The sequence below is a fragment of the Chitinophaga arvensicola genome (assembly GCF_900110835.1).
GTDB classification, from domain to species: domain Bacteria; phylum Bacteroidota; class Bacteroidia; order Chitinophagales; family Chitinophagaceae; genus Chitinophaga; species Chitinophaga arvensicola.
In genome coordinates, this window is the sequence record NZ_FOJG01000002.1 from 1,888,012 (window position 1) to 1,903,495 (window position 15,484).

Below are 15,484 nucleotides of genomic sequence, written 5' to 3' on the forward strand. Positions count from 1 at the left end.
ATCAATAAATATCAGAACTGCCACCATGTTTTCATATTATTAGCGCCTCCGGCCGGATCTGCCGCATAGTTACCCAGGCGGTCGTTTTCCGTGGTGGTATAAATGATAGCACTGGCAAATCCGGGATAGGTGGAATAGGTACTTCCGGAAAAAGTGCGTTCCCCGTCTACTGCGCTGAACCACGACTGCCACACGCCACCATTGGCTTTGAGCAGGTTGGCGTAGCGGTTGGGAATTCCGTTGTCGGAATAACTGAGGGTACGGAAACCTGCCAGTTGATGCAATCCATGGAAAATGGAAGTCCACGGTGTCCACCAGTCACCGCTGGCCGGAGCCTCAGGTGCAGAGGCTACTGTAGAACAGGACTCAATGATCAGGAATTCCAGGTCGCCGCCGGTCGCCAGATCGCCATAAGCAGGGCACGACCGGAGATCCACGCCCGTACTGGTACTCTGATTGGTTTGCACATAGTAGGAATTACCATGCGCGGCTACATAAGCCAGGTCCATTTTGTCCACAAAATCCTGGTGGTCGGAATCAAACTCAAAGGGTTCTGCCCAGAAGTACTGTACTTCCTGGTAACGGTGCATACCGATGTTCTGCCAACCCTGGAAATTTTTGATAAAATTCCAGACATTACGCACAAAGCGGTCTTCCGCGCGGTCTACATAACCACCTATTTCACGGTCGGCCGACCTGGCAGGCATCATAAAGAAAAACAGGCACAGGAGCATAGCAAGCAGTGCTTTCCATCCATGAGGATGCAGAAAATTCATTTTTTTCATGATCGTTTTTTTGGGGTGAAAACAAAAATATCCGGATGATGATCCGGTCGTTCTTTTGGGGTGCATTTAAATAATGACAGAATAGTGTTGGACTAAGCTTTTGGGGTATTGCTCTTCATTCTCTACCTAAATATACTAAAATAGCATGACAAGTATAGCGCTTTGAAAATATCGCCTGAGACTATTTTCACCTCCGGATACAGCAGGACTGCAGTGGCGGATATTTTGACCGGAAAATTAAAAATCTACAATTGACCCATTAGCTTCCGGGCTGGCTGATAGTTATTATTCAGTGCAAACACTTTTTGTAAATATTCCCGGGCCTTTTTCTTGTTATGCAACCGGTAATAACCCATTGCCATCTGGTAATATACGAGATAATATGGCCGGTGAATATCATCTATCACTTCGCCTCTGCCTGCGAGATAAGTGGAGAGATACTGTAATCCTTCTCTTATTTTATAGTTACTCGTTACAGCAAATTCGCCGGCGTCGTAATAGACCTCTATGTTACTCACCCCAAACTGGTTGGGAGTATTGGCCAACGCAATACTTTTTTGAACATATGCCCAGGCTACAACCGGATGTTCTTTATAAATATCGAATGCCATGCGCTGGTAAGCATCTGTGAGCAGGAATGGGTCATAGGGTTCATTTCCATGACGGGCGTTGATATCATTGATCGCTTGCAGATAATACTGTTCCGCTTTCTGCATCCATCCAGCCCTGAAACAAAAACCAGCCAGACGCAGCATTTCGTAAGTCTTCCGTTGCCGGGTATCCAGCTCACGGAGTAAATTGACCAGTATGCCGGTATCCTTTGCTGCCACAGCCTGTTGCAGGAAGCGCGTATACCAGTTGAAATTTCTCACTGTTGAAATTCCATACACATTCTTTACACGTTTCTGCGCCTGTGAATACAACTTCCAGGCATCCATTTCCGGCCCTTCTTCATAATAGGGATCATATTGTTGATAAATAAATTCCAGTGCGGGCTGAATGGCCATCGTGAGGATATTAGTATGATTACCTCCTGAAATACTATCATATTTTGATATAAAACGGGTGCTGTCGAGGTTGCGGAAATGCGCCAGTAATTCCTGCGCATAGGCCTTCCTTCTTTCCACATCATACTGACCGGTAGCAACATAACAAAAAGTAGTGGTATCATTGAAAAAACGGATGGCCTTTTCATCCTGGAGAAACGGTGCAGGCGACGTTACATCAGGCGACGGCCGGGAATAATCCACCCCAACTTTCTCCGGCGCCAGCAGTATATACCCACGGAATAGCTCCGGTGCGTACTGCAACAGGTAGCTGGCGTAACTGGCTGCATACGAATGCCCCAGATATGTGCGGAAGCTGGAAGTATGGTATTTCTTTTCAATGGCAGGTATTATTTCATTTTTTATGCAGGCCAACATCTGACGGCCGGCAGGAGTAAGCATCCCCGTTTTATAGGAAAATCCTATTCTGTCCATATCAGCCTGAATAGTAACTACCATCGTATTAGGCAACTGATAATTTGCTGCCTGGAAGTAATTCAGCTGGGCTGCGATATAAGCACCTTCTACCATCCCATATTTGAAAGCGTACAGTACCGGCATTTCCGTTGTACCTGCTGTTTCCGGGAGAAATATGTTGTAATGGATACTATCCTTCAATTCATGCGAGAATAGGCATTCCCTGATTTCTTTCTGGGAAAATACTGCCATTCCTTTCAGCAGGAGGACAATCGTGATAACAAAGTATTTCATTACGCCGTTTTATCAGCAAAGGAAAAGCATCAGGTGAACATAAAATTGTACTTTTCGGACAGGCGTGTTACAAAGTTATGGAAGCCGGTTCTGGCAAAAACTCAAATACCAGCCCATTCTCATCCAACAGGTTTACGTTGTTGAAAAACGTAGAAGGATTATGCCCGGTGAGTTTTTTATAAACTTTCGAAAAATATGCCTGATCAGAAAAATTGCTCCCATACCCTATTTCTGTCAGACTTCTTCCCGGTGTCAGCAACAGTTTATTTTTCAGGGAATGCCGGAAGCGGGCAATCTTACGGAAAGCTACCGGAGAAATACCTACCCTTTTATAAAACAGGCGATGAAAGGAGCGAACGTGCAATTGCATTCCGGCGGCGATATCGGCAATACTGCGTTCCTCTTCAAAATTGCTGAGTTGTTGCACAGCCTCTATCAGCAGATCTTCATCAGACAAAGGGTTATACCGTGATAACAGGAAATTTTCAAGCACTGCAACCCGTTCCTCACAGGAATCAGCGTGATAAAAGTTTTTCAGGAAACTAACACAGTGATCATCATTGTTCCAGTCCGTAAAAACCTGCGACGTTTGTGCTGCCACTTCTATAAACGACGCCGTGATAAAGTGATTCAGAGCCGAAGGCTTAAAGGCAATAGTCACCTTATCCAACAGGCCTCTCAAGCGTACCTGTAAGGGTGTATCAAACTTTCCCTGCAGGATCATGAGATGCTCGTTACGGGTACTTCCTTCCACACAGATCTGATTGTCGGTAATCGTGCAATCTGCATGAAGGTGGATATTGAGCGACTGTAACTCATTGGGAAAAGAATAGTAAGTACAGTCGAAACCGGCAGTATCCGTCTTCAGAAAATAATAATAGGCGATATGCTTGCGGAGCGCCGGGCTAACCGGGTAAAATACTTCTACCTTCATGAGATTCACTGTTGACGTTAAGGTACTTAAAAATAGGGAAAACGTATTGGAATGAAAGTTGAGCGGCAAGCTTACACTCTTTAAACTGAATATATGGAAAAGATCACCCCCAACGATATACGATATTCCGATCTTGCCGGAAAAAGATTCAATAAACGCTTTTCAGGAAAGCCCGAATACATCCGTCTTCCAACAACAGTAGCAGAAGTTGTGGAGGCAGTACAGGACGCAGTGGATAGTAAACAGCGGCTGGTAGTACGCAGTGGCGGACATTGCCTGGAAGGTTTTGTATCAGATCCTGCCGTGCAGGTGCTGATAGATATGTCGCTGATGACAGACATCTTTTTTGATGAAGGGAAATCCGCTTTTTCTGTGGCTGCCGGCGCTACCGTTGGTGAGATGTACCGCCGGTTGTTCCTGGGTTGGGGAGTGGTACTGCCGGCCGGCGAGCATCCCGGTATCGGTATCGGCGGACATATCTGCGGTGGTGCGTTTGGCTTCCTTTGCCGGGAATACGGGCTGGCAGCCGATTACCTCTATGCAATAGAACTGGTATATGTCGATGCTTCCGGCAAAGCCAGGGTAGTGATCGCCACACGGGAAGCAGATGATCCGCACCGGGAACTGTGGTGGGCACATACCGGCGCCGGTGGTGGTAATTTTGGAATCGTGACCCGCTACTGGCTCCGCGCTGCGGATGCCACCGGGTCCGGTCCGGCAAATGTATTACCCAAAGCACCGGCCACTATTACCACCTTCCGAGTCGGATGGGATTGGAAAGATGTTGACGAAAGCGCTTTCACCCGGCTCACAAAAAATTTCGGAGCCTGGAGTCAGCAGTACAGCGGCCCGGATTCCCCCTACCTCTCCTTATTCAGCCTGCTTTTCCTGAACCACCGTAACCTGGGCAGAATAGAGATAAAAGGACTCTGCACGGCAGGCGCTAAAGCCAGGCAGCTCATCAATGAACACCTGGCTGCCATTACAGACCGCATCAGTATTGCCAGTACACCACAGATGGAGGAAATGCCCTGGCTGCGCTTCGCCCTGAATCCGTTCCCTGAACTATTCCAGCCGGGTTTCGATAACGCACTGGCCAAGGTTAAAGATGCCTACTTCCGGCAACCGCTCACTGATAAGCAGATCGCTACAGCCTTTAAATATCTCACGGGTAATGAAAAAGTGGGTGGTGGCCTTGGTATGGCCACCTATGGCGGTAAAGTAAACACCGTGCCGCCCGATGCCACGGCAACGGCTCAACGCGATGCCATCATGGATGTGGCCTGTAATACCGGCTGGGCCGATCCATCCGGCGAAGCCCCCACCCTGGCATGGGTACGGGCGTTTTATAGCGAACTCTTTGAAAACAGTGGTGGTGTACCAGCGCCCAATGATCAGACAGATGGCGCCATGATCAATCACCCGGATACCGATCTCGCAGATCCTGAATGGAACAAATCCGGCGTTCCATGGCATACCCTGTATTACAAAGACAATTACCCGCGCCTCCGCCAGGTGAAGCGGCAATGGGATCCACTGGGAATATTTTATCATGCGTTGTCCATCCGCGAAGCCTGAGTGGCTGATTTCAGGTTGATTATTTCACCTGTAGGGCTTATTCAGAACAAGGCAGATAGCCTCTTCCGGATTTGACGCTTTAAACAAAGTAAATTGACGTTTTAAACAAAACAGCCTGCCCTCATACATTCTACTTTTGTTTCATAAAACATATGAACATGAAAGACAATTATGATGGTAGCTTACAACAGCCCGTTCACTCCGGCTTCAGCGCCAGTTCCACAGCGGCTGATGTGATAAAAGGAATAGACCTTCACGGCAAAACAGCTGTTGTTACCGGAGGCTATGCAGGTATCGGGCTGGAAACAGTCAGAATTTTTGCCGAAGCAGGTGCGAAGGTAATTATACCAGCCCGGGACCTGGAAAAGGCCGCCAATAACCTGAAAGGCATCAAAAACGTGATTATTGAACCCATGGACCTGATGACGCCGGACACCATTGATGCTTTCGCAAGCAGGTTCCTGGCCCCCCATACCACACTGGAGATACTGGTGAATAATGCGGGGATCATGTGGGTACCCCTCCGCCGGGATCAACGGGGTTATGAATCCCAGCTGGCGACCAATCACCTCGGACATTTCCAGCTCACTGCTTTACTGTGGCCGGCATTGAAACGCGCCGGCAGTGCAAGGGTCGTAAATGTATCGTCCTTCGGCCACCAGATCGCTCCCTTTAATTTTGACGACCCGAACTTTCTTCACCGGGAATATGAAACCCTGCAGGGATACGGACAATCCAAAACAGCTAATAACCTTTTTACAGTAGAACTCGATCATCGCGGGAAAGCATTTGGCGTAAGGGCATTTTCTTTACACCCCGGGTCCGTGAATGGTACCGATCTGGGACGTGCCGCACCGATGGCCTTATTCCAGCAAATGGGCACACACGACGAAAAAGGTAATCTCCGCCCGGAAGTAGCCGCCACCCTGAAAACAGTGGAACAGGGCGCCGCTACCTCCGTATGGTGCGCTACCAGTCCGCAGTTAAACGGCATCGGCGGGGTATATTGTGAAAATGCAGATGTAGCCGACCTGGATCTGGGAAATATAATACACGATTACTGTGATCCGTCTTCTTTAAGAGGTGTAAAGCCTTATTCTGTTCATCAGGGAGATGCAAAAAAATTGTGGACATTAAGCGAAAATATGACGGGCATTTCTTTTCCCGTGAACTGAGATACCACTGAAGCAACAAGCCGGTTATGGCAGGCAAGCTTTGCCCCGGCTTGTTTTATTTCGTACATTCAATCGTTGGCAACTATGGAATTCGTTACAAAATATATCACCCCCGATATCAAACTTTCGGAATTTGAAGGCAAGTACTTCAAAACAGAAGTACTGTTTGAACACCATATGCTGGTATGGTTTATTTCGGGAGAAACAAAGATTATCCTGGCCGATGCGACTTACGTGTTCGGAGCGGGCGATATCTTCCTGATTCCCCGTCATCAGCTGGCTACCGTCATTAACTATCCCAAAGATGGCAAACCTCATAAAACTGCGGTAATGCATTTCACCAAAGAAATGCTCCGCGATTTTTACAGCCGTCATAAAACAGCCGGATCAGTAACGCCACTGCAAAAAGTATATCTCTTCAAAAAACATCCTTTACTGGAAAGTTGCTTTGCTTCCCTGATCCCTTATTTTGATTTAACGGAAAATCTGCCAACGGATATTGCTGCTATAAAAATTGAAGAAGCCATCAGCATATTAAGATCAACAGACAAAGATGTTGACGGTTTACTGGCCAATTTTGAAGAGCCGGGCAAAATTGATCTGACCGATTTTATGGAACGGCATTACATGTTCAATATGACGATGGAGAAGTTCAGTTACCTCACCGGCAGAAGTGTGGCTACGTTCAGAAGGGATTTCAAACGCAGCTTCCGGACAACACCCCAGAAATGGCTCACCGAAAAGCGATTGCAGCTGGCGCATTACCTCATAGCGGAAAAGCAGGTGAAACCAACTGATGTTTACCTCGAAGCAGGCTTTGAAAATCTTTCCCATTTCTCCTACGCATTTAAAAATCACTTCGGCTACCCGCCCAACCACTTAAAATAACGCCCGCCATAGAAATTCCTGATTGCGTAATTACTTTTCCGGATCAGCATAGCTGCCTAAGCCCAAACCTGCCCACCTTTGTGCCAGTTATTACATAAATACAACGCACAACCATGAATCTAACATTGAGGTGTATGTGGCTCCTCTGCTTAACAGGGCCGGCAGCCTTCGCGCAGCACACCAATAATAAAACAACCGATAGCGATACCTCCAGGTTATTAAAAGAACTGATGGTATACGGCCAGAAACGTCAGATCGCATCAATCACCAAAACCCCTACCCCACTGATAGATCTGCCCATTTCTGTGCAGCTGATAGATAGAAAACTGATAGAACAACAGCAGATCACCGATGTGCGGGACGCCATCAAAAACGTAAGCGGCATCACCGTTACCGGTACTTACGGCGACGGCTATGCGATGTTTAACGGTCGTGGTTTCAGCATGAACTTTAATTCCAACTTCCGTTGGAATGGTATCTTAATGCAAACCACAGGCCGCCTGTATGGCGATAATATAGAAAGAATTGAAATCCTCAAAGGCCCCGCATCCATACAATATGGAGATGTGGCGCCGGGAGCCGTGATGAATTTCGTTTCGAAGAAACCGCTGGACTATGAATACCGCAGATTTGAACTGAAAGTAGGCGAGTATGGCTTCGTAAGACCCACCCTGGACCTCAGCGGTGCGTTAACACCCGCTAAAAACCTGCTCTACCGCTTAAATGCTTCGTATGAATCCAGTAATCATTTTATTGATAAAATAAATGGTAAAAACTACCTGATCGCCCCCAGCATCACCTGGAAAATTATCCCGGCACTGGAATGGAATGTAGAATTAACCGCTAAAAATGATAACCGCACTTTTGCCCCGGGGTTAGTATCACCAGATGGTACTTTCGAAGGTTTAAAAAAGATCCCCCGGGGCCTTTTTTTAGGAGAACCTGACAGCAGGCACCGGTACAATGAAACCAGCGTCTACTCTACGCTGAGTTACAAGATCAGTAACCATTTGTCTATCCGCAATGTATCGTATTACTCCAAAGCACAGGAACAGGAAGAATCCGTTTTTTTCCCCGATGGCAAAGCGGATGAAAACGGTAATCTGAACAGAACCACCGAATTTTTCCAGACGTTTACCGGTATTGCAGGTACCACGCTGGACCTGGTCGGCAAATTCTCCACCTTTGGCGTTCATCACGACTTTGTAATAGGTGCCGATTATACCCGCCGGAACTATACCATCTTTTACAATGACCCGGTGGAACTGAAACCTTTTAATATGTACCACCCTGTATACGGCGAAAACATATTACCCAAAATTATCGGTTATGATGGAGATCCGGATAAACCCAAACAGTTCATCACCAGGTATGGCGCCTATGTACAGGATCAGTTGAAAATGTGGGATGAAAGAATCCATCTCATGCTGGGAGTGCGTTTCAATAAAACCATCCAGGGCACAAAATACACCGCTGCCAATCCAACTCCCGCAAATTATAAAGATGATGTAAAGAAACCGCTTTCTCCACGAATTGCATTGCTGGTAAAACCGCTGAAAGATTTGTCAGTGTATGCCTCTTACACACAGTCTTACGAACAGAACGGCTGGGATGAACTGACGAATATCATGCTGCAGTCGACCGATGCCAAACAGATCGAGTTCGGTGCCAAGTCTAATTTATTCAGCGGTAAACTGGGTATCGGGCTCTCCGTTTTCCAGATCGACAAAAAGAATATTGTGGGTTATGTATTCGGGCTGGACAGTGCGCCCGACTGGCCCCACCTGGCTTACAACGAGTACTACAAGTGGGCCATGTACCAGGGAGGACATCATCGCAGCCGGGGCGTGGAGCTGGATATCAATGGAAAAATTACCCCACAGCTGAGCATCAATATTGCAACTTCCTATATCAATGCCACCGTGGTAGAAGATCCGGCATTTAAAAGCGGTAATCAGCTGGAAGGAAATGCCAAGCAGACCTTCAATATCTGGGCGGATTATGTTCTGGATAAAGGCCGTTTGAAAGGACTGGAGTTCGGCTATGGATTCTTTTATAAAGGAAAGTTTTATGCTTCTACTCAAAACCTGCCGGATGCGGTAGTAAAAGCTTACTGGAGCATGGATGCCAGTATCGGCTACAGTTACCGCCAGTTCTTTACCCGGTTGAATGTCTCCAACTTAACCAACAATATCGGGTACCTCGCGAGAAGTGGGCTGTATGAGCCATTGTGGGTCCGCAGATCTACTTTAAGTATCGGTGTAAAATTCTGATACGCAAATCATCATAGCGGCCGTCTCCATAAATGGAGGCGGCTTTTTTTATGGGTGCCAGACTATTCCCCCATCCTCTGTTCCCGAAAGTAATTCTACCCCAACATTCTTCACCGGTTGATTGTTAAGCTAAAAAGATTTTTTGGAGATGACCACCAATAATACCCAGGGTTTATTATATTGTAATAGATTCAGACTATCTTATTATAAAATCAATTGATTACGTTTATTTCTACATTATCATATTTTTGGCATTCTGCATAAGGCAAGTATTCATTCAATACCATAAACTCACAAAAATGGGAACAGAATCAAATGACATCAGTAAATGCCCGTTTCATAACGGTAGTATGAAGCATAACCATGGCGGTGGAGGCACCAGGAACCGCGACTGGTGGCCCAATCAGTTAAAGTTGAATATTCTGCGTCAGCACTCCTCCCTATCCGATCCGATGGGAGAAAATTTTAACTATGCCGAAGCTTTTAAAAGTCTTGATCTGGAAGCCGTGAAGAAAGATCTTCATGCACTCATGACCGACTCACAGGATTGGTGGCCGGCAGATTTCGGGCATTATGGTCCTTTATTTATCCGGATGGCATGGCACAGTGCAGGTACTTATCGTGTAGGCGATGGCCGTGGTGGCGCCGGTGCAGGACAACAACGTTTTGCCCCGCTGAACAGCTGGCCTGATAACGTTAGCCTGGATAAAGCCCGCAGATTGCTCTGGCCTATCAAGCAAAAATATGGCCGCAAAATTTCATGGGCAGATCTGCTGATCCTTACCGGCAACATTGCGCTGGAATCTATGGGCTTTAAAACATTTGGTTTTGCCGGTGGTCGTGAGGATGTATGGGAACCGGATGAAGATGTATACTGGGGTTCTGAAACTACCTGGTTAGGCGGTGATCTTCGCTATGCTCATGGTTCTCCCGGTGTGGAAGAAAATCATGGCGTACTGGTATCAGATGATAATGCAGATGGTGATATCCATTCCCGCAACCTGGAAAAACCACTCGCAGCGGTACAGATGGGTTTGATCTATGTAAACCCGGAAGGTCCGGATGGTAATCCTGATCCGATAGCAGCTGCAAAAGATATTCGTGACACATTTGGCCGCATGGCCATGAATGATGAAGAAACAGTAGCGCTGATAGCAGGCGGTCACAGTTTTGGTAAAACGCATGGCGCGGCACCGGCCACACATGTGGGCAAAGAACCCGAAGCTGCCGGACTGGAAGCACAGGGCCTGGGCTGGAGTAATAGCTATGGTTCGGGTAAAGGAGCAGATACTATTACCAGCGGCCTGGAGGTAACCTGGACCACCACACCTACCAAATGGAGCAATAATTTCTTTGAAAACCTGTTTGCCTTTGAATGGGAACTGACCAAAAGTCCGGCAGGCGCTCATCAGTGGGTAGCTAAAGATGCAGGCGATATTATCCCTGATGCATTCGACAGTTCAAAGAAACACCGCCCTACCATGCTCACGACCGATCTTTCCTTACGGTTTGATCCCGCATACGAAAAAATATCCCGGCGCTTCCTGGAAAACCCGGATCAACTCGCAGATGCGTTCGCCCGTGCATGGTTCAAATTAACACACCGTGATATGGGGCCACGCGCCCGCTACCTCGGCCCCGATGTTCCGGCAGAAGTGCTGCTCTGGCAGGATCCTGTACCAGCCGTAGATCATGCATTGGTAGATGATAAAGACGTGGCCGATCTCAAAGCAAAAGTACTGGCGTCCGGCTTAAGTGTAGCTGAACTGGTATCTACTGCATGGGCATCCGCCTCTACCTTCCGTGGTTCCGATAAACGCGGCGGCGCCAATGGTGCACGTATCCGTTTATCTCCACAAAAATACTGGACGGTCAACAATACGCCACAACTCCAGAAAGTATTAACCGCGCTGGAAAACATCGCCAAAGAATTTAATACTGCGCAGACAGGTGGCAAAAAAATATCACTGGCAGATCTGATCGTGCTGGCCGGTGCTGCCGGTGTGGAAAAAGCCGCCAAAGATGCCGGCCAATCCATCACCGTTCCTTTTACTCCGGGCCGTACAGATGCGTCGCAGGAACAAACTGATGTGGAATCAGTGGGCTTCCTTGAACCCATTGCTGATGGTTTCCGTAACTATCGTAAATCAAGATACCCCGTATCTACTGAAGAACTGCTGATAGATAAAGCGCAGTTACTCACGCTCACCGCACCTGAATTAACGGTATTGCTTGGTGGACTAAGAGTACTGAACACAAACTTCGACGGCTCTCTGCATGGCGTGTTTACGACCCGCCCAGGCCAGCTGACCAACGATTTCTTTGTAAACCTGCTGGATATGAATACCGCATGGAAAGCATTATCCGAAGACAGGGAAGTTTACGAAGGCAGCAGCCGTGCCACCGGTGAGAAAAAATGGACGGGTACCCGCGCCGACCTGGTGATTGGTTCCAACGCCGAACTGAGGGCTGTGGCTGAAGTATACGCCAGTTCAGATGCACAGGAAAAGTTTGTGAAAGACTTCGTAGCTGCATGGAATAAAGTGATGAACCTCGACAGATTTGATTTAGCGAAATAGTCTCATTTCAAAAAAAAGAAACGGCCTCCGGTAATGGAGGCCGTTTCTTTTTCAGACAGTTCCTGATATAGTATTCCATCGCTCCCTGGTCATTTCAAATCTGATTTCTTTTTCCCCGTTCTTCCCGTTTTCTATCCAGCCGGATTTACGGTAAAATGCAGCAGCCCTTGTATCCGGGCTGGTCCCCAGCCATATCCTGTCCTTGTCCTGGGAAAAATACCAGCGCAGCATCAGGGCCTGTAATTGTTTACCAACGCCCCGGCCTTCGGCTGCCGGCAGTAAAAACAATGCCCAGACATTATCCTCCTGTAAATCCACTACAGAAAATCCTACTATATGGCCTTCCATTTCGCATACCCAACCTTTGCCCCTTACCGTTATAAAAGAGGTGTAATCAGCAGGTGATATCAGCGCAGGATTGGATAAGATATTTTCCTTTACGGAATTTCTCACTACCTGCATCTCCGGGATATCGTCAATGGTGGCTTCTCTGAAAATCATGTTTACTTTTTATACGCTACACAAAAACTGCCGACTTATCTTCATTGATCTTTGTTGGCGCAAAAGCGCCGGTCAGCAATATCGTTAATGCGCTTAACATGGCAATCACTGTTACTACAATAAAAATCACCGCTTTATTACCGGTGGCGTCAATAAATTTCCCCATCACCGGCTCCCCTATTGCAGCAAAAACATATGCTACCATGTTCATAATACCGGTGCCGGTGCCCACATACCGCTGTCCCAGCAATTCCGGCGCCAGCGGCCAGAAATTCGCCTGTGGCCCGTAGGAAAAGAAACCCGCCAGGAATACCAGTGTGGCAATGGTGATCCCGCTTTTTACGTTGATAAAATAAATAGCTGCAGATAACAGGCTGCAGATACCCATACCAAAGCTGATGGAAATAATCCGGTTAGACCGGAATAACCAGTCCGACATAAAGCCAAATGCAATCGCACCCGTGGCCATGCCTACAGGCAACAGGAGACTGATCCACACCTGGGAACCAGGCGTTTCCAGTCCGGTGCCCAGGAAATACAGCGGCAGCCAGAAAATGAGGGCATACCTCGCCATACTTTGAAATCCGAGGGCCAGGCATACTACCAGGAAGCGCCGGTTACTCAACACCTCCAGGTAGCCTTGTTTCCATCCGGGCTTTTGCCTGGGAGTATCTCCGGCATCGGCATCACTGGTATCAGGTCCGTTTTTTACGAGAAGGAAAAATATAATCACCGCCACCGCCAGAAAAAGCACCGGGATACGGAACAGGTTGCGCCAGCTTTCATGTACCAGTAAGATCGACATCAGGTAGGTGATGACGGACGACAAACCGGCTGCCATGGTATAAAGACCAAAAGCCAGTCCCCTGTTGCCCGTAGTCCACCAGTTTGAAATAATCCGGCTGCCGGAAGCCCAGGCCATGGATTGGAAATATCCGTTCAGACTCCATAAAATGAGAATCATCACAAAAGAATCCGAAAAACTGATCAATACATTCGCTGCTACCGACAGCAAGCCACCCATGGTAATCATGTGTTTGGGACTGAACCGGTCGGCCAGGTTACCATTGATGAGTTGTCCGAGGGCATAGCTCACCAGCATGGAGAAGCTGATCCATCCTACCCTTTCATAGGAAATATGAAGCGTATCGGCGAGTTGGTGGGCGGCCCAGCCAAAGTTGTGCCGGCCCGTATAAAAGAAAAGATAGCAGAACATGGTCACCAGCAGCATTTTCCAACGCTGTTTTTTCATTGCCTGTACAACACCTGTAGTCATTACCTGAATAGATTTAAAGCGCCCTTACAATTTACACGGGCTTAATGAAGAATTATCTAACTTTCGTTTTTCGTTTACGTGGAATAAATATTATTTCCTGTGGCGAAATTAAATTTCTTATTAGTCAATTTACAGTATCTTATTTTAATAAATCGTTAAGAACATGAACCAGGAACCTGGTGGACAATTGGTTTACCACAGAATCGGCGGGCTCATCAGAAAATACCGTAAAGAGAAAGGTCTCAAATTACTGGACCTTTCAGGCGTTACAGGTATCAAATCGGCCTTGTTGTCCAAAATCGAGAATGGGCGTATGTTACCAACCATTCCTACCCTTTTTACCATCATCCAGAAACTGGGTATTACACCAGAGATATTCTTCTCTGAACTGAGTGCCGAAAGTGATTTCCCTGGCTATCTCTATCTTCCGAAAGACGGCTTTTCTACCTATGAAAAAGAGGAAGGCGCCATTGGATTTCAATACCAGTCGGTACTGGAATCTACTTTTGAAGGCGGTGCTTTCCAGATTTCATTGCTCACTTTAACACCCGGCTCCCAGCGTGCCCAGGTAACTACTGCTGCCTATGAGTTCATTTATGTGCTCAATGGCCCCCTGCAATACCAGCTGGAAGACAAAACCTTTGACCTCTCCGAAGGGGACGCACTGTTTTTTGACGGCAGCATCGGCCATGTGCCTATTAATCACACAAATACTACCTGCCGCTTGCTCGTCATGTACTTCTTTGGTGAACTCCGTAAATAATTGATCATATATTTACTTTAAGGAAAAATATTTTCCTTAAAGTAAATATATTTGAAGAAAAAACACCTATGTATTTTCTTCGGATCAGTAGAACAATGACGCTATTATGTGCTTTATTCCTCACTCACTATGCACAGGCGCAGAAAAGACAACATGTTATTTTAATCGGCACGGATGGCTTTGGCGCCTATGCGTTTCAGCAGGCAAAAGTGCCGACTCTGAGGGCGCTGATGCAACAGGGATCCTGGAGCCTCCACGCCAGAACAGTATTGCCTTCATCCAGCGCACCTAACTGGGCCTCGATGGTCATGGGCGCAGGACCTGAATTACACGGCTACACCACCTGGGGCAGCAAAAAGCCTGATCTTCCGGCCCGCGTACTGGATGAATACAATATGTTTCCCAGCGTTTACAGCTTGTTGAGAAAAGCCAGACCACAAAGTGAAATCGGCGTCATCTACGAATGGGATGGCATCGGTTATCTCTTCCCCAAAGCCGCAGTAAACAAAGACCAGAACTGTGATGGCGACGTGGCAGTCAGTGCTGCCGCCACCGCCTATATCAAACAGGCTAAACCGGATTTCCTGTTTATCCATTTTCACGATGTAGACAGTGTAGGCCATACCGTAGGACATGGCACCCCGGAATATTATGCCGCCATTGAACGTACCGATGCACATGTAGCGGAAGTGCTGGAAAGCATCCGCGAAGCAGGCATAGAAAAGAACACCGTGGTGATCTTTACCGCCGATCACGGAGGCATCAACAAAGGACATGGCTCCATCTCTATGAATGAAATGGAAATTCCCTGGATCGTGAAAGGACCCGGCATCAAACAAAACCACGAAGTAAAGAACAGCATTATGACTTTTGATACTGCTGCTACCATTGCCCGTATATTCGGACTGGTGGCGCCACAGGTCTGGATCGGCCGGCCTGTTACAGATATCTTTAAGTAAATGGTTAAGCCGCATG

The 15,484-nt window shown here is 47.3% G+C and carries 13 protein-coding genes; 7 read left to right on the plus strand and 6 right to left on the minus strand.

Annotated elements, in window-relative coordinates; genetic code table 11:
• Positions 1-11: 11 nt before the first annotated feature.
• From BMW79_RS25060 to BMW79_RS25070, 3 genes are all read right to left on the minus strand, one after another.
• Positions 12-785, minus strand: a complete 774-nt coding sequence (locus BMW79_RS25060; protein ID WP_089899510.1) for a DUF6345 domain-containing protein — start codon at positions 783-785, stop codon at positions 12-14.
• A gap of 245 nt (positions 786-1,030) precedes the next feature.
• Entirely contained in the window at positions 1,031-2,542 is a 1,512-nt protein-coding gene (locus BMW79_RS25065; RefSeq protein ID WP_089899513.1) for an alpha/beta hydrolase-fold protein, read from the minus strand.
• 67 nt (positions 2,543-2,609) lie between these two features.
• The gene (locus BMW79_RS25070) at positions 2,610-3,476 is read right to left on the minus strand and encodes a helix-turn-helix domain-containing protein (protein WP_089899516.1); all 867 of its coding nucleotides are present in this window, start codon (positions 3,474-3,476) and stop codon (positions 2,610-2,612) included.
• Between the two features lie 93 nt (positions 3,477-3,569).
• Here BMW79_RS25070 and BMW79_RS25075 point away from each other — a divergent pair, with 93 nt between their 5' ends.
• The 5 genes from BMW79_RS25075 (at position 3,570) to katG (ending at position 11,969) form a co-directional block, all read left to right on the plus strand.
• Positions 3,570-5,054 (plus strand): FAD-binding oxidoreductase, encoded by a 1,485-nt coding sequence (locus BMW79_RS25075; protein WP_089899519.1) that lies wholly within the window; start codon positions 3,570-3,572, stop codon positions 5,052-5,054.
• A 158-nt stretch (positions 5,055-5,212) separates the two neighbouring features.
• Positions 5,213-6,229: an SDR family NAD(P)-dependent oxidoreductase gene (locus BMW79_RS25080; protein WP_218150436.1), complete on the plus strand. Its 1,017-nt coding sequence runs from the start codon at positions 5,213-5,215 to the stop codon at positions 6,227-6,229.
• 84 nt (positions 6,230-6,313) lie between these two features.
• Positions 6,314-7,117 (plus strand): helix-turn-helix domain-containing protein, encoded by an 804-nt coding sequence (locus BMW79_RS25085; RefSeq protein WP_089899523.1) that lies wholly within the window; start codon positions 6,314-6,316, stop codon positions 7,115-7,117.
• A gap of 134 nt (positions 7,118-7,251) precedes the next feature.
• Entirely contained in the window at positions 7,252-9,390 is a 2,139-nt protein-coding gene (locus BMW79_RS25090; RefSeq protein WP_177192321.1) for a TonB-dependent siderophore receptor, read from the plus strand.
• Positions 9,391-9,689: 299 nt separating this feature from the next.
• Positions 9,690-11,969 (plus strand): catalase/peroxidase HPI, encoded by a 2,280-nt coding sequence (katG, locus tag BMW79_RS25095; protein ID WP_089899529.1) that lies wholly within the window; start codon positions 9,690-9,692, stop codon positions 11,967-11,969.
• Between the two features lie 2 nt (positions 11,970-11,971).
• On the opposite strand, the gene BMW79_RS34430 is transcribed toward katG, so the two are convergent.
• Genes BMW79_RS34430 through BMW79_RS25110 form a run of 3 tightly spaced genes read right to left on the minus strand, consistent with a single transcriptional unit; the run spans position 11,972 to position 13,746 of the window.
• Positions 11,972-12,043 carry a bacteriocin gene (locus tag BMW79_RS34430; RefSeq protein ID WP_089904222.1) on the minus strand — a complete coding sequence of 24 codons (72 nt, stop codon included), beginning with the start codon at positions 12,041-12,043 and terminating at the stop codon, positions 11,972-11,974.
• Entirely contained in the window at positions 12,021-12,470 is a 450-nt protein-coding gene (locus BMW79_RS25105; protein WP_089899532.1) for a GNAT family N-acetyltransferase, read from the minus strand. Before BMW79_RS25105 ends, BMW79_RS34430 begins: the two co-directional genes overlap by 23 nt.
• Positions 12,471-12,486: 16 nt before the next feature.
• Positions 12,487-13,746: an MFS transporter gene (locus tag BMW79_RS25110; protein ID WP_218150437.1), complete on the minus strand. Its 1,260-nt coding sequence runs from the start codon at positions 13,744-13,746 to the stop codon at positions 12,487-12,489.
• A 163-nt stretch (positions 13,747-13,909) separates the two neighbouring features.
• Between BMW79_RS25110 and BMW79_RS25115 the strand changes: the two genes are divergently transcribed.
• Together BMW79_RS25115 and BMW79_RS25120 are read left to right on the plus strand one after the other, a co-directional pair.
• Positions 13,910-14,509 (plus strand): helix-turn-helix domain-containing protein, encoded by a 600-nt coding sequence (locus BMW79_RS25115; protein WP_089899537.1) that lies wholly within the window; start codon positions 13,910-13,912, stop codon positions 14,507-14,509.
• A gap of 95 nt (positions 14,510-14,604) precedes the next feature.
• Positions 14,605-15,468, plus strand: a complete 864-nt coding sequence (locus BMW79_RS25120; protein WP_089899539.1) for an alkaline phosphatase — start codon at positions 14,605-14,607, stop codon at positions 15,466-15,468.
• Positions 15,469-15,484 lie beyond the last annotated feature (16 nt).